The sequence below is a fragment of the Kitasatospora sp. NBC_01246 genome, assembly GCF_036226505.1.
In the GTDB taxonomy this organism is placed as follows: Bacteria; Actinomycetota; Actinomycetes; order Streptomycetales; family Streptomycetaceae; genus Kitasatospora.
In genome coordinates this window covers 7,851,174-7,875,884 of the sequence record NZ_CP108484.1, presented here as the reverse complement: position 1 = coordinate 7,875,884, position 24,711 = coordinate 7,851,174, and the positions used below count along the sequence as shown (strand labels likewise).

At 75.0% G+C, this 24,711-nt stretch carries 21 protein-coding genes; 17 read left to right on the top strand and 4 right to left on the bottom strand.

Translation table 11 applies throughout. The annotated features are described in order from the left end of the window. Positions 1-145 precede the first annotated feature (145 nt). Positions 146-919, bottom strand: coding sequence for a class I SAM-dependent methyltransferase (locus OG618_RS33130; protein ID WP_329491302.1), 774 nt, complete (start codon positions 917-919; stop codon positions 146-148). Between the two features lie 146 nt (positions 920-1,065). Further along, the gene (locus OG618_RS33125; protein ID WP_396487547.1) at positions 1,066-2,181 is read right to left on the bottom strand and encodes an alpha-hydroxy acid oxidase; all 1,116 of its coding nucleotides are present in this window, start codon (positions 2,179-2,181) and stop codon (positions 1,066-1,068) included. A gap of 176 nt (positions 2,182-2,357) precedes the next feature. Here OG618_RS33125 and OG618_RS33120 point away from each other — a divergent pair, with 176 nt between their 5' ends. The 12 genes from OG618_RS33120 to OG618_RS33065 all read left to right on the top strand — a co-directional run bounded on the left by OG618_RS33120 (position 2,358) and on the right by OG618_RS33065 (position 14,181). Next, entirely contained in the window at positions 2,358-3,794 is a 1,437-nt protein-coding gene (locus OG618_RS33120) for a class I adenylate-forming enzyme family protein (RefSeq protein WP_329491300.1), read from the top strand. A 136-nt stretch (positions 3,795-3,930) separates the two neighbouring features. Further along, positions 3,931-4,206: an acyl carrier protein gene (locus OG618_RS33115; protein WP_329491299.1), complete on the top strand. Its 276-nt coding sequence runs from the start codon at positions 3,931-3,933 to the stop codon at positions 4,204-4,206. Next, a complete protein-coding gene (locus OG618_RS33110) occupies positions 4,203-4,484 on the top strand; it encodes an acyl carrier protein (RefSeq protein WP_329491298.1) in 282 nt (93 codons plus the stop codon). Before OG618_RS33115 ends, OG618_RS33110 begins: the two co-directional genes overlap by 4 nt. Then, entirely contained in the window at positions 4,481-5,641 is a 1,161-nt protein-coding gene (locus OG618_RS33105; RefSeq protein WP_329491297.1) for a beta-ketoacyl synthase N-terminal-like domain-containing protein, read from the top strand. Before OG618_RS33110 ends, OG618_RS33105 begins: the two co-directional genes overlap by 4 nt. Continuing rightward, complete coding sequence (locus OG618_RS33100) at positions 5,638-6,147, top strand: beta-ketoacyl synthase N-terminal-like domain-containing protein (protein WP_329491296.1); 510 nt, start codon at positions 5,638-5,640, stop codon at positions 6,145-6,147. Before OG618_RS33105 ends, OG618_RS33100 begins: the two co-directional genes overlap by 4 nt. Before the next feature lie 138 nt (positions 6,148-6,285). Next, positions 6,286-7,905 carry a class I adenylate-forming enzyme family protein gene (locus tag OG618_RS33095; protein ID WP_329491295.1) on the top strand — a complete coding sequence of 540 codons (1,620 nt, stop codon included), beginning with the start codon at positions 6,286-6,288 and terminating at the stop codon, positions 7,903-7,905. Continuing rightward, on the top strand, positions 7,902-9,167 hold the full coding sequence (locus OG618_RS33090; RefSeq protein ID WP_329491294.1) for a beta-ketoacyl-[acyl-carrier-protein] synthase family protein: 1,266 nt from the start codon (positions 7,902-7,904) through the stop codon (positions 9,165-9,167). The genes OG618_RS33095 and OG618_RS33090 overlap by 4 nt, the downstream gene beginning before the upstream one ends. A gap of 113 nt (positions 9,168-9,280) precedes the next feature. After that, the gene (hppD, locus tag OG618_RS33085; protein WP_329491293.1) at positions 9,281-10,363 is read left to right on the top strand and encodes a 4-hydroxyphenylpyruvate dioxygenase; all 1,083 of its coding nucleotides are present in this window, start codon (positions 9,281-9,283) and stop codon (positions 10,361-10,363) included. Positions 10,364-10,395: 32 nt separating this feature from the next. Further along, positions 10,396-11,310 (top strand): phytanoyl-CoA dioxygenase family protein, encoded by a 915-nt coding sequence (locus OG618_RS33080; RefSeq protein ID WP_329491292.1) that lies wholly within the window; start codon positions 10,396-10,398, stop codon positions 11,308-11,310. Further along, positions 11,307-12,356, top strand: coding sequence for a thiamine pyrophosphate-dependent dehydrogenase E1 component subunit alpha (locus OG618_RS33075; RefSeq protein WP_329491291.1), 1,050 nt, complete (start codon positions 11,307-11,309; stop codon positions 12,354-12,356). Before OG618_RS33080 ends, OG618_RS33075 begins: the two co-directional genes overlap by 4 nt. Beyond that, positions 12,353-13,315, top strand: a complete 963-nt coding sequence (locus OG618_RS33070; protein ID WP_329491290.1) for an alpha-ketoacid dehydrogenase subunit beta — start codon at positions 12,353-12,355, stop codon at positions 13,313-13,315. The genes OG618_RS33075 and OG618_RS33070 overlap by 4 nt, the downstream gene beginning before the upstream one ends. Positions 13,316-13,389: 74 nt before the next feature. After that, positions 13,390-14,181 carry a DUF3050 domain-containing protein gene (locus tag OG618_RS33065; RefSeq protein WP_329491289.1) on the top strand — a complete coding sequence of 264 codons (792 nt, stop codon included), beginning with the start codon at positions 13,390-13,392 and terminating at the stop codon, positions 14,179-14,181. Between the two features lie 109 nt (positions 14,182-14,290). Here the strand turns inward: OG618_RS33065 and OG618_RS33060 are convergent, their stop codons facing one another. Continuing rightward, a complete protein-coding gene (locus OG618_RS33060; protein ID WP_329491288.1) occupies positions 14,291-15,640 on the bottom strand; it encodes an acyltransferase in 1,350 nt (449 codons plus the stop codon). 226 nt (positions 15,641-15,866) lie between these two features. Here OG618_RS33060 and OG618_RS33055 point away from each other — a divergent pair, with 226 nt between their 5' ends. The 3 genes from OG618_RS33055 to OG618_RS33045 all read left to right on the top strand — a co-directional run bounded on the left by OG618_RS33055 (position 15,867) and on the right by OG618_RS33045 (position 20,042). Further along, on the top strand, positions 15,867-18,233 hold the full coding sequence (locus OG618_RS33055) for an ABC transporter ATP-binding protein/permease (RefSeq protein WP_329491287.1): 2,367 nt from the start codon (positions 15,867-15,869) through the stop codon (positions 18,231-18,233). A gap of 109 nt (positions 18,234-18,342) precedes the next feature. Beyond that, positions 18,343-18,963, top strand: a complete 621-nt coding sequence (locus OG618_RS33050; RefSeq protein WP_329491286.1) for a hypothetical protein — start codon at positions 18,343-18,345, stop codon at positions 18,961-18,963. Positions 18,964-19,055: 92 nt separating this feature from the next. Continuing rightward, positions 19,056-20,042 carry a serine/threonine-protein kinase gene (locus tag OG618_RS33045; protein ID WP_329492374.1) on the top strand — a complete coding sequence of 329 codons (987 nt, stop codon included), beginning with the start codon at positions 19,056-19,058 and terminating at the stop codon, positions 20,040-20,042. Positions 20,043-20,061: 19 nt separating this feature from the next. On the opposite strand, the gene OG618_RS33040 is transcribed toward OG618_RS33045, so the two are convergent. Further along, a complete protein-coding gene (locus OG618_RS33040; protein WP_329491285.1) occupies positions 20,062-21,405 on the bottom strand; it encodes a streptophobe family protein in 1,344 nt (447 codons plus the stop codon). A gap of 202 nt (positions 21,406-21,607) precedes the next feature. Here OG618_RS33040 and OG618_RS33035 point away from each other — a divergent pair, with 202 nt between their 5' ends. Continuing rightward, a complete protein-coding gene (locus tag OG618_RS33035; RefSeq protein ID WP_329491284.1) occupies positions 21,608-23,011 on the top strand; it encodes a DUF6777 domain-containing protein in 1,404 nt (467 codons plus the stop codon). Between the two features lie 192 nt (positions 23,012-23,203). Then, positions 23,204-24,676, top strand: a complete 1,473-nt coding sequence (locus tag OG618_RS33030) for an MFS transporter (protein ID WP_329491283.1) — start codon at positions 23,204-23,206, stop codon at positions 24,674-24,676. Positions 24,677-24,711 lie beyond the last annotated feature (35 nt).

The window sequence follows — 24,711 nt, the reverse complement described above, 5'->3', positions numbered from 1 at the left end:
GTCACGCCCGGACAGGTTCGCGGAGGGGAGTCCTGGGGCTTGTCCGAGCAGTTCGCGTCGCAAAAGCGCGGCGGGGGGTGTCGGACAACTCCTAGGGGGTGCTGGCAAAGTCGCGTCGGATCAGGCGGGACTTCGCCGACACTCCCTAGCGGTCGGCCTCGACGTAGATCGTCTCGTCGGTGCGGAACGCGGTGTCGAGGTCGGCGACGTCGGCGCGGACGCCCTGCCGGTAGGCGCAGTGCCGGATCGCGTCGGCCTCGAAGCCGGCCTGGGTGAGGACGTGCCGCAGCTCGTCCAGGTCGTAGATCCACTGGTGGCCGTAGTACCGGAAGATCTGGTTGACCAGGAAGGCCGGGCGCGGCGGCATCGGCGGGCCGAACCCCATGGTGGTGAGGCGCCGGCGGTGCTTGGTGAGGAAGCCGTCGTCGGTCGCGTAGCCGACCAGGTAGCGGGCCAGGTCGGGGGTGGTGACGCGCAGCACGCCGCCGGGGCGCAGCACCCGCCGGGCCTCGCGCAGCCAGCCGATCGCGACCGGCATGGTGACGTGCTCGATCAGGTGCTCGGCGTAGACCCAGTTCACGCTGGCGTCCGCGAAGGGCAGCGGGCGGCCGATGTCGAGCTGGGTGAACCAGCGGTCGCCGTCGACGCGGTAGAGGGTGCCGGGTTCGGTACTGGCGCCGGGGCTGCGCAGGGCGGTCAGGTCAGTGCCGAGGCCCTCCGGGTGGGCCGTCCGGAAGGCGGCGAACTCGATTCCGGTGATGCCGAGTTCGCGGAAGCCCTGGTGGTCCCGCGGGAGGCCGCCGGCGGCCGGTTCGAGCTTCTCGCAGGTGGCGACGTCGGCGCTGAACGCGTCGAGGCGGACGGCGAGGCCGTCCGGGTCGTCCCAGTCCCAGCCGGGGAAGGCGTCCTGGTTCTTCATGTCGTCGGTCTCTCTGTCGGGCGTGCGGTGCTTCGGCCCGGAACTTCGGTCCGGAGCTCGGTGCGGGGCCGCGCGGTGGGGCGGTGGGCCGGGCGCGGGGGGATGGGCGGGGGCCGCGCGGTGGGGCGGGGGCCGGGGTCGCGCCGTCAGGCGGTGGGCCGGGGCGCGGGGGCGGTGGGCCAGGGCGCGAGGGCGCTGCGGTCCAGGTCCGCGAGGGTGGGCCGGCCCAGCAGGGCCAGCGTGTGCTCGAGTTCGTCGCGGAGCAGGTCGAGGACGCGGACCACTCCCGCCTCGCCGTCGACGGCGAGCCCCCACAGCACGGGGCGGCCGACCAGGACGGCCCGGGCGCCGAGCGCGAGGGCGACGGCGATGTCGGTGCCGGTGCGGACGCCGCCGTCGAGCAGCACCGGGACCTCCGGCGGGAGCGCGGCGACCACCTCGGGCAGCGCCGCCAGCGCCGGGAGCGCGCCGTCCAGTTGACGGCCGCCGTGGTTGGAGACCACCACGGCGTCCACCCCGTGTTCGGCGGCGAGCCGGGCGTCCTCGGCGGTCAGGATGCCCTTGAGGACCAGCGGGAGTCGGGTGCGGGCCCGCAGCCAGGCCAGGTCGGACCAGGTCAGGCTGGGGTCGAACTGCTCCAGGGCGTGCTCGGCGATGCCGGAGGAGCCCGCGTCGGCCCGGTGGCTGGCGGCCATCAGCGCGGGGTCGAGGTTGACGGCGCGGATGTCCGGCGGAACGGCGAAGCCGTTGCGCAGGTCCCGCAGCCGGCGGCCGATCCGGGGCGCGTCCACGGTCAGCATGAGCGCGGCGAAGCCGGCCGCCTCGGCCCGCTCGATCAGGGCGGCGAGCGCGTCGCGCCGGCGCAGCCAGTAGAGCTGCAACCAGAGCGGCCCGGTCGCCGCGGCCGCGATGGACTCCAGGCTGCGGCTGGCGAAGATTCCGGCGACCAGCACCGCGCCGGCCCGGCCGGCTGCCCGGGCGGTCACGGTTTCCCCGTCCGAATGGACCAGCCGGTGGTAGGCCATCGGGGCAATTGCGAGTGGCGTCCGGAGCTCGGTTCCGAGCAGCGGGACGGCGGTCGAGCAGGTCGAGACGTCGACCAGCGTGCGGGGGCGCAGTGCATAGTGACCGAACATTTCCCGGTTGGCCGCCAGGGTGCGTTCGGATCCACTGCCACCCTCGATGAAGTCCCATATTTCCGGTGGTAGTTGGGCGCGCGCCGCGCGCTCCATCCCGGCCAGCGTGAGTAGTCCCACGGGCATCCTCGTTCCCGGACGGCCGCGCTCGGACCAGTCCCGCTTCGGCAGCGTAGAAGGTACGGACCAGATTGGTATAGACCTTGATTTGACCAAACGTCTGTGCAAAGGTCTGGCAACGGAATTGACCGTATTGGTTTGAGAACGGCGTCCATGTCAAATCTCCTCTCCGTGGAGTGGCGTTGACCGGCATTTCCCTCCCCGCACTTCCACCCTCCTCACCGCCGCACGCCGACGCCCCGGACGACTGGGTGGCACGGTTCCTGCTGGCCGGCCCCGAGGACGCGGAGTGCCTGCGCTTCGGCACACCCGTCGACCGCGCCACCCTGCGCGCCCTGGTCGACGAGCAGGCCGCACGGCTGACCGCGGCCGGCCTCGGCCCCGGCGGCACCGCGGCGCTGCGACTGCCGCCCTCCCTGGGCTTCGTCGCCGCGCTGCTCGCCTGCTGGCAACTGCGCGCCCAGGTAACCCTGCTGGACCATCGGCTGACCGACCACGAGATCGCCCTGGCGGTCGAACGGCTGACCCCGCAGGTGCTGGTAGGGTCCGAGCACCGGCCCTCGGCGGCGCTGCGCGGCTTCTCCGAGGTCGAGCCGATGGCCGTCCGGCTACCGGGCGGGCGACCTGCCCGGACCGGCCACGCGCTGGTCCAGCTCAGCTCCGGGTCCACCGGCCCGGCCAAGGTCATCGCCCGCACCGCCGGCGACCTGCTCCGTGAACTCGACTGCTACCGGCGGTTGGCGGACTTCCCCGGCGAAGGCGAGCGGGTGCTGCTGCTCTCCTCGATGGTGCACGTGCTCGGACTGGTCGGCGGACTGCTGAACAGCCTGTACGCCCACGCGCCGCTCACCGTGCCGGAGCGGATGACGGCGGCGGGTATCCTGGCCGCCGTCGGCGACGAGGGGGAACGGCCGACCACCGTGATCGGCGTCCCCTTCCACGCCGAACTGCTGGCCGGTGTGGCCGCGCCCCCGGCGCTGCCACGGCTGCGCCGGATGGTGGTGGCCGGGGAGCTGGTCCGCCCGGGCCTGCCGGCGGCCTTCACCGCCCGGTACGGCGTACCGCTGGGCACCATGTACGGGATGACCGAGCTCGGCGTCATCGCCACCGATCTGGACGGCGCGCTGCACCCGGCGAAGCGTCCCGTGCACGGCATGGAACTGCGCCTGGTGGCAGGCGAGTTGCAGCTGGGCACGGCCGCCTCGCCGTACCCTGGGCTGGACGACCCGACCCGGTGGTCGGACGGCTGGCTGCACACCCGCGACGCCGCGGAGCTGGACCGGGCCACCGGGCTGGTCACCGTGCTGGGCCGGCGGGACTCCCAGGTCTCGATCGGCGGGCTGAAGGTGGACCTCACCGAGGTCGAACTGATCCTGGCCACCCTGCCCCAGGTCCGCGAGGCCGTCGTGGTCTTCGACGAGGGCGCCATCGAGGCGTACCTCGCCGCCGACCAGGACGCCGACCACGCGCTGGTCCGGGACGGGCTGACCCGGCGGCTCGCCGCCTACAAGCGGCCCCGCCGGCTGTCCTTCCTCCCGCAACTCCCGCGCACCGCCACCGGAAAGCTGCTGCGCGACCCGGCCGCCCTGCGGGCGACCGCCGCCGAACCGCCCCGCTGACCGGCCCCGCCGGGAGGCACCGGACAGACCCGCCGCACCCGGACCGCCGCGTCCCCGACTCCCCACCGCTTCTCCCCGCCGCTTGCTTCTCCCCCGACGATCCGCGCGCCGCTGCGCGCGAGTACAGGAGCACACCATGCAGGACCGCATCCGCGAGTTCGTCCTCGCCGCCCTGACCGAGATGCAGTACGACGTCTCCGAGGTCACCGGCGACACCGACCTCGGCCCGGCCGGGCTCGACCTGGAGTCGCTCGCGCTGGCCGACCTCTCGGTCCAGGTCGAGGACGAGTTCGGGATCAAGTTCGACTTCGACGAGATGGAGAGCACCGCGCTGATGACGCTCGACGAGTTCACCGCCGACGTCGCCAAGCGCTTCGCCGCCGTCACCGCCACCTCCGGCAGCCCCGCGTGACCGAGCCCGTCCTCCCCGACCGGGCCGAGGTACTGACGATCCTGGCGGCGTTCGGGCAGCGCGCCGCCGACACCGTCCCCGAGGAACTCGGCTCCCTGGAACTCACGTGGCTGATAGCCGAGTTCGAGCAGCGCTACGGCATCGAGCCGGATCTCGACGACGAACGCTTCGAGGCGATCCGGACGGTGGACGACGCCGTCGAGGTGCTCCGCTCCGCCGTCCTCGCGGCGGCCGCCGGCGCCCCGCCGGAACGGACCGCAGGGGTCGCGCAGTCATGACCGGCCACGCTCCGCCCGCCGTCCGGCCCGTGGTCACCGGTGTCGGCGTGCTCAGCGCGGCCGGCACCGGGCTGGACGCGCTCACCGACGCGGCCGCCCTCGGCAAGACCGCGTTCACCACGGTGACCAGGTTCGACGTCTCCGCGCGCCGGACCACCCGGGCCGCGCTGCTGGCCGAGCCGGTGCCGCTGGCCGACGCCGTCCTCGCCGCCGTGGACCAGGCCTGCCGCCAGGCCGGCCTGCCCGCCGGGCGCGGCGGTGACGGCCCCGACGGCGACGGCCGGGCCGCGGCGGACCGGGAGGGCATGCCCGTCCTGCTCGCCCTGCACAGTGACCTCCACACCCGGGCCGTCACCACCGCCGTCGCCGCCGGGGCCACCGCCGCCTGGGGGACCGCCGGCGTCACCCGCGTCTACACCGGTGCCTGCGTCGCCGCCGGCACCGCCGTGGCCGACGCCGCCGCCCTGGTGGCCGCCGGCCGCCACCCCCGGGTGCTGGTCGCCGCCGGCCACCTGGTGGAGCCGGGCGTCTTCGCCGCCTTCGACGCCGGCCGGGCGCTGGCCCGGGACGGCGAGCTGCGCCCGTTCAGCGCCGGCCGGACCGGCACCCTGCTCGGCGACGCGGCCGCCGCCGTGGTCGTCGAGGCGGAGCCGCGGGCCGAGCTGCGCGGCGCACCCGTGCTCGCCCGGCTGGCCGGCTGGGGCCGGTCCGGGGACGCCCACCACGTCTGCCGCCCGGAGCCGAGCGGCGACGGCGTCGCCCGCGCCGTCGGGGCCGCGCTCGCCCGGGCGGGCCTCGCCCCGGACGAGGTCGGCTACGTCAACGCCAACGGCACCGGTTCGCCGCTGTCCGACCGGGCCGAGGCCAATGCCCTGCACCAGGTGTTCGGCGCGCACGCCGGGCGGCTCCCGGTGAGCTCCAGCAAAGCCGTCCACGGGCACGCCCTGGAGGCCTCCGCCCTGCTCGAACTCGCCGTCACCATCGGGGCGTTGCGCGACGGGCGGCTCCCGGTGAACGCCGGCTGGCTCGGCCCGGACCCGGACGTCGGGCTGGACCTCGTGCTGGACGGCCCGCGCGCCGACCGGCCACGCTACGCGCTGACGCTCAACTCCGCCTTCGGCGGCGCCAACACCGCACTCCTGGTGGCGACCCGGTGACCGCACTGCGCGTCCTCGCCGAAGCCCGCTGGCCGGAGCCGGGCCACCACGAGCCGCTCCCGCCGATCCCCGGCTTCACCGCCTCCTCCTTCAATCCGCTGGTCGCCGAGACCGCCGAGCGCTGCCTGCGCGCCCGGCACGGCAGCGCCCCGGCCCCCGGCCGGACCGCCCTGCTGCTGGCCAGCGCGGGCGGCGACCGCGCCACCGCCCGCGCCATCGACGACGCCGCCGCCTCCGGGGGGCGGGTGCCGCCCCTGCTGTTCTTCCAGTCCAACCCGAACGCCGTGCTCGGACACATCGCCGCCCGCTGGGGCCTGACCGGGCCGGTGGTGTCGATCAGCCCGGCCGACTCCGTACCCGGCCTGGTGCCGCAGGACGCGCTCGACCTGGCGGCGCTGCTCCTCGCGGACGGCGACGCGGACCAGGTGCTCGTCGTCGCCGCCGAGCAGGCGGAGTCCGCCGGGGGAACGGACCGGGCCGCCGCCGTCCTGGTCACGGCCGGCTGACCCGCGCCGCCCCGCCACCGCACACCACGCCGCCTCCGTACCCCGCCACCCCGTATCGCCCGCACCGCCATCGAGCGAGCGGCGCACCCGACGCGCCCCGCCGAAGTACGCCCAGCACCATGGGAGGGATTCACCACCGTGAGCATCCGCAGTATCCGCACCCTTCTCGCGGACGACCCCGACGTCGGCGCCGGCAACGTCCTCACCCACCGGATGGCCCTGGGCCTCGGACTGGACGAACCGCTGCTCGCCTTCGACACCCCGGTGGACGGCCATGCCGCCTGGCAGCCCTTCACGCTGCGCGAACTCGACCGCGCCGTCCGGGCCCGGGCCGCGGCCCTGCACGGCCTCGGCGTCAGCCGCCGCGACCCGGTGGTGGTCTACGCGACGGACGTCGCCGACCATGTGCTCTCCTTCCTCGCACTGGCCCGGCTCGGCGCCATCCCGGCGCTGCTGAACCCGAACGTGGACGGGGAGCGCGCCGCCCGCTACATCGCCCGGATCGGCGCCGTCGGCATCCTCGCCGACGCCCCGCACCTCGCCGCGCTGGCCGGCCACGACCCGGGCGCCCCGCTGCTCCCGGAGGTCGGCACGCTCGGCTCGGGGGACCCGGACGCCGCCCCCGCCCCCTACCGGCACTGGTCCGACGACCCGGTGGCGATCACCCACTCCTCCGGCACCACCGGGATGCCCAAGGCCGTCGTCCACTCCCACGCGAGCCTGTACGCGGCGATCCGCCACCGCCTGCGCCTGCCCCGCCCGCAGGGCCAGGAGCGGATGCTCAGCGCACTGCCCGCGCCGCACGCCGCCACCCTGATCGCGGTGAACCTCGCGCTCAGCTCGCACACCCGGCTCGACCTGCTCTCCCGGCAGGCCGGCGCCGGTGTGCTGGACGCCATCGAGGAGCGCCGGCCCACCGGTGTCATCGGCTTCGCCGCCACCTGGGCCGAGCTGGCCCACCACGACCTGGCGAAGCGCGAGTTGTCGTCGGTCGCGCTCTGGTGGAACACCGGCGACTGCGCGCACGAGGTGCACATCCGCCGGCTGATCGCCGCCGGCAGCCGCGAAGCCGTCACCCGCGAGGGCCGGGTCCGGCTGCCCGGCTCGCTGTTCGTGGACGGCCTCGGCTCCACCGAGATGGGCCACTCGCACTTCTTCATCACCCACGGACCCGGCACCGAACGCTACGGCCGCTGCGTCGGCCGCCCGCACGCCTTCGTCGACTGCGAGCTGGTCGGCCCGGACGGCGAGCCGCTCGGGACGGGCGAGGTCGGCGAACTCGCCACCGCCTCCCCCACCCTGGCACTCGGCTACTGGAACGACTCGGTCAAGACCTTCCGCACCCGGATCCGCGGCCGCTTCCTCACCGGGGACCTCATGTACCGGGACGAGGAGGGCTACTACTACCACGTCGACCGCGCCGTGGACTCGGTGGAACTAGGCGACGGCAAGCGGCTGTTCACCGCGATGTCGGAGGAGCGGGTACTGGCCGCCTGCCCCGACGTGGCGGACTGCACGGTGGTCGCCGTCCGGGACGGCGACCAGGTGGTCACCGACGTCCTGCTGATCCTGACCGCGGACGCGGATCCGACGGCCGACCGCACCAAGGCGGTCACCGCGGCCCTCGACGAGGCCGCGGCGGCCACCGTCCGCCAGGTCCTGGTGGTGGCGGGCGACGACATCCCGCTGGGGCCGACCGGCAAGGTCCGCAAGGTGCTGCTGCGCCGCCGCTACCTCGACTCGGTGGCCGCCCGATGAGCGCGGCCACCGCCCGCCCGGGCGCCGTGGTCACCGGGATCGGCCTGGTCACACCGGTCGGCCGGAAGCCGGCCGAGGTCTTCGAGGCGCTCACCGCCGGCCGCTCCGGCATCCGCGCGCTGCCCGAGGGCCACGCCGCGCACGGCTGGCTCACCGCCGCCGGCCTGGCACCCGCCGTCGAGGGCCGCGAGGTGCTGCCGCCCACCGAGACCAGGTGCGTGGACCGGTTCGTGCTGCTCGCCCTCGCCGCCGCCGACGACGCGCTCGCCGACGCCGGCCTGGTGGTCGGCCGGGACGCCGACCCGCACCGCACCGCCGTGGTGCTGGCCACCGGCGGCGGCGGGCTGGAGACCTTCGAGCAGCAGTCGCACCGCCGACTGGAGCGCGGCCGGCCCGGCGTCAGCCCGTACCTGCTGCCCGGCATGCTCTCCAACATGGCCACCGCCCGGATCGCCATCAAACACGGGATCCGGGGCTTCAGTTCGGCCATCGTGACGGCTTGCGCGGCCGGCGCCCAGGCCGTCGCCGAGGGGCTGCGGCTGATCCGGGCCGGCGACGCCGACGTGGTGGTCTGCGGCGGCAGCGAGTCCTCGCTGCACCCGACGATCGCCGCCGCCTTCACCAACGCCCGTGCACTGTCGGCCGGCTGGGACGATCCGACCGAGGCCAGCCGGCCGTTCGACGCCCGCCGCAACGGCTTCGTCCTCGGCGAGGGCAGCGCCGTCCTCGTCCTGGAGCGGGCCGAGCACGCGGACGCCCGCGGCGCGGCCGGGTACGCCGACCTCACCGGCTGGGGCGCCTCGACGGACGCCCACCACCCGACCATGCCGCGACCGGACGGCTCGGGCGCGGCCGACGCGATGCGCGCCGCGATCGCCAACGCGGGTCTGGCGCCGTCCGACATCGGCTACGTCAACGCGCACGGCACCGGCACCAAACTGGGCGATGTCGCCGAGACCGCCGCCCTGCGCGCGGTCTTCGGCGAGCACGGTCCGGCGGTCAGCTCCACCAAGGGCGCGACCGGCCATCTCCTGGGCGCCGCAGGGGCGTTGGAGGCAGTGGTGACCGCGCTCGCGGTCGCCCGGGGGACGCTGCCACCGACGCTCAACCTGACCGATCCCGATCCGGCCTGCGCGCTCGACCACGTGCGCGGCGCGGCCCGGTCCGTACCGCCGGGCGCCGCGCTGAGCAACGCCTTCGCCTTCGGCGGGCACAACCTCAGCCTGGTCTTCGGCCCGGCGTCCACCCGGTCCGTCAAGTAACCGACCGGGCACCGGGGTCGCACCCCGGCCTGCCCCGGGGCACCCGCCGGAGCCGACCCGGCCCGGCGCGGCGCCCCGGCCACCCATCATTCGCCACCCCCGGGGAGCACCCGTTGTCCATCCAGTCCATCACCCATGTCGAGTTCCACTGCGCGGACGCCGACAAGACCGCAGCCGGCCTCCGTGCCGACTTCGGCTTCGTGCCCGATGAACGCACGCCCGACACCCGGACGCCCGACGCCCGCACGCCCGACGCCCGGACGTCGGCGGAGCAGGCGCCCGGGGAGCCCGCCGCCGGGCCGGACGGCGTACGCACCGTCCGGCTGCGCCAGGGCGACATCCGGCTGCACCTCGTCTCCGCCGCCGACCCCGCCCACCCGGTCGCCCGGTTCGTCGCCGTGCACGGCGACGGCGTCGGGGTGATCGCGCTCGGCTGCACCGACCCGCAGGCCTCGCTGGAGCGCGCCGAGCGGCACGGCGCCCGCGTCCTGGACCGGACCGGCGGCCTGGTGGCGGGCTTCGGCGACGTCGCCCTGCGGTTCGTCCCCGACACCGCCGCCGGGGCGGCCTCCGGCCCGGCGGCGGAGGCCGCCCCCGGCGCCCTGCTGGACGCCCTGGACCACGCCGCGATCTGCGTCCCGGCCGGCGAACTCGCCCCCGCCGTGCGGTTCTGCGAGGCCGCGCTCGGCCTCCACCGGATCTTCGGCGAGTACATCGAGGTCGGCGAGCAGGCGATGGACTCCAGCGTGGTGCAGAGCGCGTCCGGCGAGGTCACCTTCACCCTGATCGAGCCCGACACCTCCCGCCGGCCCGGCCAGATCGACACCTTCCTGGCCGACAACGAGGGCGCGGGCGTCCAGCACCTGGCCTTCCGCACCGGCGACATCGCCACCGCCGTGCGCACCATCCGCGAACGCGGGGTGGAGTTCCTCACCACCCCGGGCGCCTACTACGACGCGCTGGCCGAGCGGCTCGGCGGGACGGCCATCCCGGTCGACACGCTGCGCGAACTCGACGTGCTGGTCGACCAGGACCACGGCGGGCAGCTCTTCCAGATCTTCCTGCGCTCGACCCACCCGCGCCGGACCTACTTCCTGGAACTGATCGAGCGCCAGGGTGCGGGCACCTTCGGCACCGCGAACATCAAGGCCCTGTACGAGGCCGTCGAGCGGACGAACGCCACCGCCTCCGTCTGAGCAACCCCCGCCCCGCAGAAGGAGGCCCCCGCATGACCACCGCACCCGAGTTCCGGCTCACCGAGGCCGAGCGCGCACTGCTGCCCACCCCCGAGGAGGTGGCGGGCTACCTCGAACACGGCTGGTACCTCTCCCGCCGACTGTTCAGCGACGAGGAGCTGGACACCCTGCAGGCCGCCACCGAGAAGTACTACGAGGGTCACCGCGACCGTGAACTCGCCGTCCGCCCGCCGAACCTCGCCGCCTGGACGCCGGAGCACGGCCCGGTCCAGCGGCACAACGACTACGTGCACTACGAGAGCGACGCCATCGGCGCGATCCTGCGCAAGCCGCTGCTGGGCGCCGTCGCCGCGCTGCTGGCCGAGGCCGAGGAGATCCGGGTCTTCCAGGCGACGCTGATCTACAAGCCGCCGGTGCCCGAGGAGCCGACCAACCAGGTGCCCTGGCACTTCGACAAGCACTACTGGCAGACGTCCAGTTCCGACCGGATGCTCACGGCCTTCCTGCCGTTCCACGACTGCGGGGTGGAGAACGGCACGATCACCATGATCGACGGCAGCCACCGCTGGCGCGAGCTGGACTCCGGCGAGGACTCCACCCGGCACTTCGCCCACCGCGACCGCTCCGAACTGGAGTCGATCCTGGCCGCCAACGCGCACCACAACGGGCAGCAGGTGCGCAAGGTCCCGATCGAGATCCCGCGCGGGCACGTCAGCTTCCACCACTGCCGCACCTACCACGGCAGCGGTGCCAACCTGTCCGACGCACCGCGCCGCGCCGTCTCGCTGCACCTCCAGGACGGCGGGAACGAGTACCGCCACCACCTCAGGCCGGACGGCGGCACGGTGGTCTACAACCACGACGTGGTGGTCCGCCGCACCGCCGACGGCCGGCCGGACTACGCCGACCCGGACATCTGCCCGACCCTCTGGCGGGGCACCCCGTGACGGCGGTCGGCGGCACCGCCACCACGGCGGCCCCGGCGGGCCCGGTCCCCCGGCCGGTTGCCGCCGGGCCCGCGCCGCTGGGCACCCCCGAGCAGCGGTACCGGATGCTGCGGCTGATCCGCGGCTTCGAGGAGCAGGCGCTCACCCTGGTGAAGTCCGGGGTGATCACCGGCGGCATCCACCCCTACATCGGCCAGGAGGCCGTGGCGGTCGGCGTCTGCGCCGCGCTGGGCCCGGGCGACCGGCTCACCTCCACCCACCGCGGGCACGGCCACGTGCTCGCCCGGGGTGTCGACCCCCGTCGGCTGCTCGCCGAACTGGCGGGCCGGGTCGATGGGTTGAACCGGGGCCGGGGCGGCTCCATGCACGCCGCCGACCTCTCGCTGGGCATCCTGGGCGCCAACGGCATCGTCGGCGCCGGTGCGCCGATCGCGGTCGGCGCCGCCTGGGCGGCCCGGCAGGCCGGCGACGACCGGGTGGCGGTCTCCTTCTTCGGTGACGGCGCGCTCAACCAGGGCGTCCTGCTGGAGTCGTTCAACCTGGCCGCGATGTGGCGGCTGCCGGTGGTCTTCGTCTGCGAGAACAACGGCTACGCCACCACCCTGCCGGCCGCCACCGCGGTCGCGGGCAGCGCGGTCGGCCGGGCGGCCGCCTTCGGCATCCCCGCCGTCACCGTCGACGGGATGGACACCGAGGCCGTCCGGGCCGCGGCCGAGGAGGCCGTCGCCCGGGCCCGGTCCGGCGGCGGCCCGGGCTTCCTGGAGTGCCGCACCTACCGCTTCGAGGGCCACCACACCATGGAACGCCGGATGAAGCTGCGCTACCGCACGCCGGAGGAGGTGGCCGACTGGCGGGCCCGCGACCCGCTGCCGCGCGCCGCGGCCGCGATCGGCGAGGTACGCGCCGCCGAGCTCGACGCCTCGGTGGCGGCCGAGCTGGCGGCCGCCGAGCAATTCGCGCTCGCCTCCGAACTGCCCGATCTGGAGGGCGCGTTGGACTATCTGTACGCCGACGGACGGCGGCCGCGGGCGGGAGCAACGGGATGACCAGACTCTCCTACACCAAGGCGCTGAACCGGGCACTGGCCGACGAGTTGGCCGAGGACCCCGCGGTCTGCGTGTTCGGCGAGGACATCGGCGCCGGCCTGGCCGGTCCGACCCTCGGGCTGCTCGACCGCTTCGGGCCCGGGCGGATCGTCGACACCCCGCTCTCCGAACAGGCCTTCACGGCGATGGCGATCGGCGCGGCGCTGAGCGGCCGGCGGCCGGTGATCGAGTTCCAGATCCCCTCGCTGCTGTTCCTCGTCTTCGAGCAACTCGTCAACCAGGCGCACAAGTTCTCCCTGATGACCGGCGGCCAGGCCAGTGTCCCGCTGACCTGTGTGGTCCCCGGATCCGGCTCCCGGGACGGCTGGGCGGGCCAGCACTCCGACCACCCCTACAGCCTGTTCGCGCACGCCGGGGTGAAGACGGTGGTGCCCGCCACGCCGACCGACGCGTACGGCCTGCTCCGCTCGGCCGTGCGCGACCCGGACCCGGTGGTGGTGTTCGCGCCGGCCGCCGCGCTGGCCGTGCGCGAGACCGTCACCTGGGCGCTGGAGCCGATCCCGCTCGGCTCGGCGCGCGTCCACCGCACCGGCACCGACGTCACCCTGGTCGCCGTCGGCCACCTGGTGCACGACGCGCTGGCGGTCGCGGAGGAGCTCGCCGACGAGATCTCGGTCGAGGTGCTCGACCCCCGTACGCTGCACCCCTTCGACTGGACGGCGCTGGCCGCCTCGTTGGAGCGCACCGGCCGGCTGGTGGTCGTCGACGACTCCAACCGCAGCTGCGGCATCGGCGCCGAGGTGCTGGCCACCGCCGCCGAGGAGATGCGGCTGATCGCCCCGCCCCGCCGCGTCACCCGCCCCGACGGCGCCGTCCTGCCGTTCGCCCCCGCCCTCGACCGCGCCCTCCAGCCCGGCCGGGAGCAGCTGCGGCACGCGCTGCGCACCGTCATGAAGTAACCCGAGGGTGCGCGCCCCCTGTTCGGCGCGCACCCCTCGTGGCAGAATCCCGTTCCCCCGTGAAGGAGCTCCACATGTCCACCAGCCGTTACCACTGGGACCGTTCGCACCCCGGCCTGACCGGTCTCCAGGAGGCCATCGACCCGCTGCGCCGCGAGGTCGTCGGCCACACCGTCTACGGCGGACTGACCAGCATCGGGCACGTGCGCACCTTCCTGGACCGGCACGTCTTCGCCGTGTGGGACTTCATGTCGCTGCTGAAGAGCCTGCAGCGCGAGCTGACCTGCGTCGACGTGCCGTGGGTCCCGAACGGCCCGACCGCCAGCCGCCGGCTGATCAACGACATCGTGCTGGTGGAGGAGAGCGACGAGCTCGGCGAGGGCTTCACCAGCCACTTCGAGCTGTACGTCGAGGGCATGCGGCAGGCCGGCGCCGACCCGGCACCGGTCGAGGCCTTCCTGGAGCTGCTGCGCGCGGGCACCCCGGTGCCCGAGGCGCTGAAGACCGCCGGGGTGCCGCAGGCCGCCGTGGACTTCACCGCGACCACCTGGGAGATCATCGAGAACGCGCCGGTGCACTGCCGCGCGGCCGCGTTCGCCTTCGGCCGCGAGGACCTCATCCCCGACATGTTCGCCCAGGTCATCAGCATCGACGACCCGGACGGCGCGCTCACCGTGTTCAAGGACTACCTGGCCCGGCACATCGAGGTGGACGGCGAGCAGCACACCCCGATGGCGATGCAGATGCTGATCGACCTCTGCGGCGACGACGACGCCAAGTGGGCGGCCTGCGCGGAGACCGTCCGGCTCGCGCTCAGCGCCCGGGTGCGGCTCTGGACGGCGATCGAGGAGGCCTTCCCGGCCTGACCGGCACCGGACGGCACCGCCCTGGTGCCCTCCCGGACCTCCGACGAGGGGGTGGGCCCGACGGCCCACCCCCTCGTCGGCGTCGCCGTTATGCGGCGGCCCGACCGGGTCAGAGCACCTTCGCGAGGGTGGTGGCCAGCTCGGGCAGCACGTCGGCCGGGTCGCGGTGGCGGTGCAGTGCCGCCCGCCCCTCGGCGCTGCGCAGCCGGGCGGCCAACCGGGCCGGGAGCACCGCCGTGGTGAGCGCTCCGGCCCCGTGGAACCCCTCCACCGTCCAGGAGACCCACGGCAGCGGGTAGTTGGCGGCCGGGCTGAAGAACACCGGCCGGTGGCCCTGGAAGGCGATCCGGTAGGCACCGAACCGGCTCCAGTTGGAGAAGCTGAACCGGCGGTGCTCCGGGTCGAAGCCGAGCGGCACACAGTCGCGCAGCCGGGACCGCCCGATCGCCTCCAGGAAGGCCAGATTGGAGCGGAGGTTGAGGTGCCCGTCGGCGAAGCCCTCCAGCGCCTCGCGCAGGGCGGCCGCGAGGGCCGCCGGGCCGTCCTGCGCCGCGTGGGGCAGGTGGACGTCCCCCAGCAGGTTGCCGACCAGGGTCGGCGGCAGACCGAGCGGGCGGCGTGCGTTGACCGGGACGGTGAGCCAGCGGGTCTCGCCGTCCTCGTCCAACTCCCGCACCGTACTGACGACATGGGCGCAGAGCACGTCGCCGGAGGAGAGTCTTCGCCCTGCTGTCGCGCTGAACTCCTCGCGCATCCGGGCGAGTTCGGCCTCGCCGAAGTACAGCTGGACGGTCCGGTTGGCGCGCGGCCCGGCCGCCACCGCAGCGGCCAGCACGGCGGCCTCGGCCGGGTCGGGCAGTCGGAACCCGGGCCGCCCGCAGTCCTCGGCGGGCAGCACCTTGCCGAGCAACGCGTCCTGGTCCTCGACCAGTTCGGCCTCGGGCAGCTCCTCACCCTCGACCGCGGCGGACCAGGCCCGCATCAGCAGCATGAAGCTCTGCAGGTCACCGATCGCGTGGTGCCAGGAGCAGCCCAGCACCGTGCCGCCGGCCGAGGGCCGGGTGATCCGGACGGTGAGCAGCGGGACGCCGCCGGCCCGGGCGGCCGGGGCGTCCACCGGGTCGGCCAGCGCGGCGCCGGCCGAGGTGACCCGGCCCATCGCCTCCGCCAGCGTGCCGTCGACGTCGTAACTGTCCATCGGTACACCGGAGTCGTCGCAGACGGCGGTCAGTTCGTCGCCGTCGGTGCGCAGCCGCCCGGCGAACACCGGGACCTGCGCCAGTGCCCGGGCGAGGCCGGCGGCGAGCCGGTCCTCGTCCAGGGTCTGTTCGAAGAAGAGGACCACCGAGACCGAGAGGTCGGCCAGCATGGTGTCCATCAGCCCGCAGCGCAGGCGGGTCCCCGGGGCCCGGCCGGCCCGGACCAGCCGGGAATCGCGCAACTGCGGCCAGAGACTCATCGGTCCATCCAGGGGCTCGCGGGGGGCCGCCCGGAGCGCTCCGGGCGGCGGGCAGACGCTCCGGACGGCGTGGCAGACGCTCCGGACGATGGGGCAAACGATAGGGCAGCGGTCCGCTTCCGATCCAGTGGTCCAGTCCAATTGACTCGGGCTGGTCAAGGGCGGTAGCGCCCCCGGAGCCCCGCCGGGAACGCCGGGCCGCCCCGGCCGGACTAGAATCCGAACCATGGGAGAGCGCGCAGGCGCGCCCGTCGCGCCGCCTCTGGTCCTCGTCACCGACCGGGACTCGCAGCTGATCGATCCCGGCCGGTCGTACCACGTCGGCCGCGACCCGACCAGCGAGATCGTCATCGACGACCCGCGGGTCTCCTGGCACCACGCCGTCCTGCACACCAGTGACGGCCACTGGCTGCTGGACGACGTCGGCAGCACCAACGGCACCTTCACCGACGGCCGCCGGATCGACCACCAGGACGTCGGCCCCGGCACCCGGCTACGGTTCGGCAACCCCGCCGACGGCCCCTCCGCGACCTTCGCCGGGCTGCCCGCGCCGGCCGGCCGCGAGCGGCCGTCGCTGATCGCCCCGCAGGCCTCCGGCGTCTTCCGGCAGCCCAGCGCGATCATCCGGCTCCCTGGCCGGACGGTGCGGATCGGCCGGGCCGACGACAACGACCTCGTCCTGGACGACCTGGTGGTCTCGCGCCACCACGCCGAGCTGCGCACCCTCCCCGACGGCGGGCACGAGATCGTCGACCTCGCCAGCCACAACGGCACCTACCTCAACGGCCGCCCGGTGGTCCGGGCCCCGGTCGGACCGGCCGACATCGTCGGCATCGGCCACTTCGCGCTCTGCCTGTCCGGCGACGAGCTGGTCGAGTACACCGACACCGGCGAGATCTCGCTGGACGTCCAGGGCCTAGTGGTCCGGGTCGGCCCCGACCGCCGGGTGCTGCTGGACGGCGTCGGCTTCCCGCTCGCCGAGAAGGCCCTGCTCGCGGTGGCCGGGCCCAGCGGCGCCGGCAAGTCCACCCTGCTCAACGCCCTCACCGGGCTGCGCCCGGCCGACGAGGGCACCGTCCTCTACGACGGCCGCGACCTGTACCGCGACTACGCGGAACTGCGCCGCCGGATCGGCCTGGTGCCGCAGGACGACATCCTGCACACCCAGCTCACCGTCCGCCGCGCGCTCTCCTACGCGGCCGAACTGCGTTTCCCCGGGGACACCACCAAGGCGGAGCGCGAGGCCCGGGTCGACGAGGTGATCCACGAACTCGGCCTGGACAGCCGGGCCGACCTGGTGATCTCCAGCCTCTCCGGCGGCCAGCGCAAGCGCGTCAGCGTCGCCCTGGAGCTGCTGACCAAGCCCTCCCTGCTCTTCCTCGACGAGCCGACCTCCGGGCTGGACCCGGGCATGGAACGCTCGGTGATGACGATGCTGCGCGGCCTCGCCGACGACGGCCGCACCGTCGTGGTGGTCACCCACAGCGTCCTGAGCCTGTCCGTCTGCGACCGGCTGCTGGTGCTGGCCCCGGGCGGGCGGACCGCCTACTACGGGCCGCCCGGCGAGGCCCTGGAGTTCTTCGGCTACTCCGAGTGGCCCGAGGCCTTCGAGGCCTTCGAGAGCGAGGACCACGCCGCCTGGCAGCGCAGGTTCCTGGCGTCCCCGCAGTACCAGCGGTACGTCGCCGCCGGCGCGGTGCCGGGCGTCCCCGCCGGGCGCCCGGCCGCGGTCGGCGGCAGCCCGATCGGACGGGAGAAGCCGCAGGGCTGGTTCTCCCAGCTGGGCACCCTGGTCCGCCGCTACACCGCGGTGCTGGCCGCCGACCGGCTCTTCCTCACCGTGATGATCGCCCTGCCGTTCATCATCGGCGTGATGTGCCGGGCGATGGCCGGCGCCCGGATCTCCCCCGACAACGCCATCAACGTGGTGCTCACCCTGTGCATCGGCGGGCTGCTCACCGGCTCCGCCAACGCGGTGCGCGAGATCGTCAAGGAACGGCCGATCTACCAGCGGGAACGGGTGGTCGGGCTCTCCAGATCGGCGTACCTGGTCTCCAAGGTGGTGGTGCTCGGCACCGTGACGGTGGCCCAGGCGGCCGTGCTGACCACGGTGGGCCTGGCCGGGGTGGACCTCAGCCCGACGCTGCCCAACGGGGTGACGGTGCACAGCGGCGTCGTGCTGCCGCCGCTCGCCGAGCTGATCCTGGCCGTCGCGATGCTCTCCTTCTCGGCCATGATGCTCGGCCTGCTGGTCTCCGCGCTGGTCCGCAAGGAGGAGGCCACCATGCCGATGCTGGTGCTCCTCTCGGTGGTGCAGATCGTCTTCAGCGGCGCCATGCTGAAGCTGCACGGAGTGCCCGGCCTGGAGCAGTTCGCCTGGCTGGTGCCGTCGCGCTGGGGTCTGGCCGCCATGGCCCAGACCGTCGATCTGCACACGGTCTTCCCGACCGCGATCACCGCGGACCCGCTGTTCCGCCCCGACCGCACCCGCTGGCTGCGGTGCCTGGGCATCCTGGTGGGCCTCTCGGTGGTGCTGGGCGGCGCCGTGCTGGCACTGCTGCGCCGGCAGGAGCCCTCGATCATGCGGAAGTGATCGGATGCGCGCGACCGGGACGCGGATGTGGAGGACGCAGGTGTGCAGGACGCAGGTGATCAGCTGGAAGTGATCACGCAGAAGTGAACGCCTCCGATGGACGGAGCCCATGGACGAATTCGCGTTCCGCCCGACCCATGTCGCCCCGCCGGACGGGATGGCCACCTGGACGGCCCCCGACCCGGCGCAGCCGGCCGCCCGGCTGGACCCGCTGCTGCCGGTCCAGCTGATCGCCCGGCAGGGTGACTGGGGGCACGTGCTCTGCTCCAACGGCTGGGCCACCTGGGTGGACGGCCGACTGCTGATCAACCTCCCGACGGCGCCGCCGGACGCCACCGGCCCGCCGGCCCGGACGGCCGACCCCCGCCCGGCGCTGGCCGAGGCCGAGGGCGCGCTGGCCCGCTACCGGGCGCTGCTGGAGGACCTCGCGGCCGGCAGTGCCGATCTGGAGACCTTCCGGGACCGGGCCCGCGGCCTGCGGATCGGGCTGGTCGTCGACGGCGAGGCGCTCTGGCTGTTCGACCCGGTGCACGACCGCTGGTGCTACTGCGACGGCCTCCAATTGCAGACCTACGCGGCGCCCGGGCGGCCGAACGCCTCCCCGGCCGCGACCCCGCGCCCGGCCGCCTCGCCGCCGCCCGCGCCCGGCCCGGCGCCCTCGCCCTCGCCCGCGCCCGCGCCCGGCCGAGCCCCCACCGGGTACGAGCCGACCCGGACGGGTGAGCCGTGATCCCCCCGGAGGAGTCGGGCAGCGGTGAGCCCACCGAACCGCCGCCGCCGACCGGCTCGCACACCGAGGAGGTCCCCGGTCTGCCGTCCGGCATGGTCGGGCGGCGGGTGGCCGGCTACCGGCTGGAGGCCGAGATCGGCCGGGGCGGCATGGCCGTCGTGTACCGGGCCAAGGACCTGCGGCTGGGCCGGACGGTCGCGGTGAAGCTGCTGGCGCCGGAGCTGGCCCGCAACGAGGTGTTCCGCCAGCGGTTCATCCACGAGTCGGAGGCCGCCGCCGCGATCGACCACCCGCACATCATCCCGGTGTTCGAGGCGGGCGAGACGGACGGGATCCTGTTCATCGCGATGCGCTTCGTGCACGGCGGCGACCTGCGCGGGCTGATGAACCGGGGCGGCGCGTTCACGGTCGGCCGGGCGGCCCGGCTGGCCCTGCAGATCGGCTCCGCGCTGGACGCGGCGCACGACCAGGACCTGGTCCACCGGGACGTCAAGCCGGGCAACGTGCTGGTCGCCGCGGGCACGGACAGCGAACACCCGGAGCACCTGTACCTGGCCGACTTCGGCCTCACCAAGAAGTCGCTCTCGCTCAGCGGCCTCACCACCGTCGGGCAGATCGTCGGCACCCTGGACTACGCGGCGCCCGAGCAGATCTCCGGACGGCCGCTGGACGGCCGCTGCGACCAGTACAGCCTGGCCTGTGTGGTCTTCGAGATGCTGGCCGGGACGCCGCCGTTCCGGCGGGAGAGCGACCTCGCGCTGCTCTGGGCCCACCTCAACGACCCGCCGCCGACGCTGCGGGACCACCGCCCGGACCTGTCCGCCGAGGTGGACGCCGTGGTGGCCCGGGCACTCGCCAAATCACCCGAGCAGCGGTACGCCAGCTGCCTGCAGTTCGTCGCCGAGCTGCGCGCCGCCACCGCCGAGGCGCCCGGCCCCGCCACGCCCTGGCTGGCGGACGGACCGGCCACCCAGGTGCTCCCGGCGTACGGCGGCGGCGCGGGCGGGCCGTACGTCTCGCCCCCGGTGCCCGAGCCGCCGGACTGGGCGACGCCGGTCGTCCACCCCCGGGGACGCTGACACCTGGCGGTCCCGGCCGTCAGCCGCCGTCCGCCGCGATCTCGCCGCGCCTGCTCCGGTGGGCCGCCAGCAGACCGCCGAGCAGGCCGGCGACCAGGCCCCAGGCCGCCGCCAGCGGCACCAGCAGCCAGAGCTTCGGGTCGAGCACGAGCGAGCCGCCGCCGAGGCCCGCGACCGGGTTGGTGTCGCCGAGCACGGAGCCGAGCAGATCGCCCAGCCCGCCGTCCCCGGCGCCGACCCCGAGCACCGAGAGGCCGTAGTCGGCGGAGACCCGAGACCAGACGCCCACCAGCAGCATCGTCACGGCCGCGGCCGCGCCCAGCCGGACGGCGTGCTGCCAGAGCCGGACCCCGCGCGGGGAGCGGTAGGCGGTGAGGAAGCCGGCCGCCAGCAGCAGCACGGCCGTCAGCGGCAGCAGCCACCAGACCCGGCCGTCCTGCTCCGCAAGGGTGCTGAGACTGATGGTGGCCGACTTGCCCTCGGGTGCGCGCAGCACCTCGGACAGCGACTCCGGGACGGGCAGCCCGATCGCCCCGACCAGGTGGCCGTGCCACTCGGCGCCCATCCCCAGCCCGAGGGCGAGCCAGACCAGGTTGGGCAGCGCCAGCAGGAGCAGGGCCAGCGTCGCCCGGGCGTCGCCGTGCACGACGGCGGTGACGAGCCCCGCCACCAGGCCGAGCACCACACAGGTGAGCAGCACCAGCAGCATCGCGAACGCGGCCGGCCGGACGGCCTGCTGGAACGGCACCAGGCCGCGCGGCAGCGGCGCCCGGCGGGAGACCGCGAAGGTGGCCGCCAGGACCACCAGCAGCCAGAGCAGCCCGAGGCCGATGGTGCTCAGCGGCTCCGCGTGGAAGCCGATCTCGGGGGTCAGGCCGAGGGCGCCGCCGAGGTCTTGGACGAGGTCGTCGCCGAGCGGGACGACGAAGGTGTGCCGGGCGGCGAGGGTGATCAGCACCAGGGCCACCACCCAGACGGCCGCCGTCCGGGCCACCCGGCCGAGCAGTTCGGCGCCGCCTGCGACCGCCCGGAATCGCAGCTGGCGCAGGAACACCTCCGCCATCACCAGGGCGCCGACCAGTCCGACGGTCAGCGGCATCGCGGTGATCCCGGCGTCCACCTGGGCGAAGAAGCCCGCCCCGCCGTCGAGCTGCACGGAGCCCCCGACGGCGAGCGCCAGCGCACCGGCCAGGACGTACGGGAAGCCGCCGCCCGGCAGGGAGCCGGCGCCGGCGGCCCAGAGGCCGAGGGCGGCCACCGCCGCCATCGCGGCGATCCCGGCGAGGACGACCGCCGACGCGTCCAGCCAGCCGCGCAGAACGCCGGGCGGGCCGGGGGCCGTGGTGGGGGGCTCCTGGGGCATGCGGGCTCCTGGTGGACTCGGGTGCCCCCCTCGCGTCTGAGTCCAGCGTCACCCAGGACCGGGCCGCGCGCGCTGTGTGCGCACAGCGAGCCGGCGGTGGCGTGCTGTTGCGGCGGTTGCCGGGCGGGGGCAGAAATGGAAGCCAGTGGCAGGAGCCTTCTGTGCCGGTCGTTTCGCCGGCCGCCCGCGAAACGGAGCCTCGATGAGTTCCCAACCGCCCCTCTCCGGGCCCCCGTCCGGCCCGCCGTCCGGCCCGCTCTCCGGGCCGCCGTCCAGCGGCCCGCCGGGACCGCCGTCCGTTCCCCCGTCCGGGCCGTCCGGGCCGGGCGGCTCCTCCGGCGGCTCCTCTGCCGGTGGGCCGGGCGGGCGTCCGACGCCGTGGTGGCGGTCCCGCACGAAGCTGGCGCTGGCCGGGGGCACCGCGGCGCTGGCCGTGCTGGCGACGGTGCTGATCGTCAACAGCGGCGGCGGTGGGAGCGGTACCCCCAGCGATGCCATCCCGGCCGCGAACGAGGTGGCGCTGCAGACTCCGGGCGATCCGGGACCGGCGCCGTTCACCCAGTCGGTCGAGACCACCGCGGTCTCCTCTCCCGCGTCGGCCCCGGGCAGTCCGGGCGGCGCCACGAAGAGCACCGCCGCGGCCTCGCCGAGCGGCATCCGCACCGTGCAGGGCTCCTCGGCCGGACTCTACGCCGGTGAGAAGTCCAAGCCGGCCTGCGACGTCGAACGGCTGATCTCCATGACGTCGACCGGGGACACCGGCCGGGCCTGGGCGGCCGCCCAGGGAATCGAGCAGTCCGCCATCCCGGGCTATCTGCGCTCGCTGACCTCCGCCTACCTGCGGGTGGACACCCGGGTCACCAACCACAGCTACAAGGGCGGGGCGTCGGTCGCCTACCAGTCGGTGCTGCAGGCCGGCACCGCCGTCCTGGTCGACGCGCAGGGCGTACCGCGGGTGCGCTGCAGCTGCGGGAACCCGCTGAAGCCGCCGGAGCTGGTGAGCGACGCCAAGTACACGGGCAAGTCGTGGACCGGCTTCCAGCCGTCCTCGCTGGTCATCGTGGTGGCGGCGCCGAAGCCGGTGACGGAGCTCGTCCTGGTGGACATCACCACCGGCGGCTGGTTCGCCCGGTTGACCGGGCAGATCAAGGTGGTGGACAAGACGGTCCAGCCGCCGGAGGTCCTGGTGCCGGGCATCCCGCCGGCCGCTCCGATGAAGCCGGTCTCCCCGTCGGCGTCGATGTCGGGCTCCACCTCGGGTTCGGGCTCGCCCTCGACCTCCGGCTCGACCTCGGGCTCGACCGGTCCGTCGACCGGGTCGGCCTCGGCCTCCAGCTCCTCGGGCACGCCGTCCGGGCCGTCCTCCGGCCCGTCGTCCTCGGCGAGCACCGGTTCGGCGTCGGCCTCGTCGTCGACCAAGTCCGCCGGCCCCACCTCGTCCTCGCCGCCCGGCCCGTCCACCGCCAGCGTGACGCCCTCCACGGCGACGGCGTCCGCGAACTCGGCGACGGCGTCCGGGCCGACGGTGGCCACGGCGACCTGTGCGACCGTCGCGCCCTCGACCCTCCCGCCGTGCCCCGGCGCCTCGGGCAGCACGCCCAGCTGACCGACCACTCCTCCGCAGCGGCGGGGCGCCTCGGATCCACCGGGCGCCCCGCCGCTGCGTCACGCCATCCACCTGCATAGTTGGATTATCAAACGCACAGCGCTACAGTGAGTCGCGATGTCAAACCCACGCCCTTGGGAGCTCTCGTGACCGCCCCCCGCACCGCCGCGCCCCGCACCCCGGAGGTGCCCGATGCCGCGCACTGACCGCACCGGGACCGTGCTGCTGGCCGCCTGCCTCGGCCTCTTCACCGTCTTCATCCAGACCACCCAGACCATCGGCACGCTGGGCGCGGTCCGCGCCGACCTCGGCCTCGACGCCGCGGACCTGGTCTGGATCCCGAGCATGTACACCCTGGTGGTGGCCTCCGTCGTACTGGGCGGCGGCGCGTTCGCCGACCGCTGGGGCCGCCGGCGGATCTTCCTGCTGGGCGCGCTCGCGATGGCCGCCGGCGGGGTGGTCCTGGTGTTCGCCGGGAGCCTGTCCACCGTCCTGCTCGGGCAGGCGGTGGCCGGACTCGGCGGCGCGCTGATCACCCCCAGCTCGCTCGCCCTGGTGACCGACGCCTTCCCCGACCCGCGCCGGCGGGCCGGCGCGATCGCCGCCTGGGCCGCCGCCTCCGGCCTCGGCCTCGCCCTCGGGCCGATCACGGCCGGGCTGGCGCTGCGCTGGTCGACCTGGCACACCGCGTTCTGGCTCGGCCCCGCGATCGCCGCGATCGCCGGCGCCGCCGCCCTGTTCGGCGTGACCGAGTCCCGGGCCGAGGGCGTCCGCCTGGACTGGCCCGGGCAGATCCTCGCCACCGGCGGGCTCGCCCTGCTCATCTACTGGCTGATCGACGGCGGCCACCACAGCTACCTCGGCGGCGCCCCACTGGCCGCCGCCCTCGGCTCGGCCGTCCTGCTCGCCGCCTTCGCCGTGGTCGAACTGCGCCGCACCCACCCGCTGCTCGACCTGCGGCTGATGCGCGACCCCTCGTACAGCGCGGCGCTGCTGCTGGCCGGCACCGTCCTGTTCGGCTTCGTCGGCCTCGCCATGCTCCAGGTGCTCTGGCTGCAGCAGGTGCGCGGACTGACCGCGCTCCAGGTGGGCGTCCAACTCCTCACGGAATTCGGCATGTTCATCCTGGCCTCGGCGGTCGCCGGGATCCTCGGGCCACGGTTCGGCGCGGCCCGGCTCATCATCACCGGGCTGCTGCTGGCGGCGGCGGGCGCCGGCCTGTTCGCCACCGTCGAACCGGCCGACGGGTTCGGCGGCTACGCCCCGGCGCTGGTGCTGTTCGGCTTCGGCTGCGGCCTGGCCGGCGCGCCCTCGACCGCGCTGGCGGTCGGCCATGTGCCGCGCGGCAAGGAGGGCGCGGCCGCCGGCACGGTCAACGCCGCCCGCCAGGTCGGCGCGGTGCTCGGCACCAGCGTCCTCGGCACCCTGATGACCAGCCGCTTCGGCGAGCGGCTCGGCGCCCTCCGGAACCCGCGGCCGCAGGACGTGGCCCAGGCCTTCACCGACGCCGTCGGCCGCGCGGCCTCGGTCGCCGCGATCGTCCTCCTCGCCGGCGCGGCCGCGGGCGCCCTCCTCCTCGCCCTCGCCCGGCGCCGCCGTCCCGCGCCGAGCCCGGCGGAGCCGGAGCCGGCCACCCTCACCGCGGTGCGCGCCTCGAACACCTGACGCTTCGTCGCCCCCGCGCGAGCGGATCCCGGCTT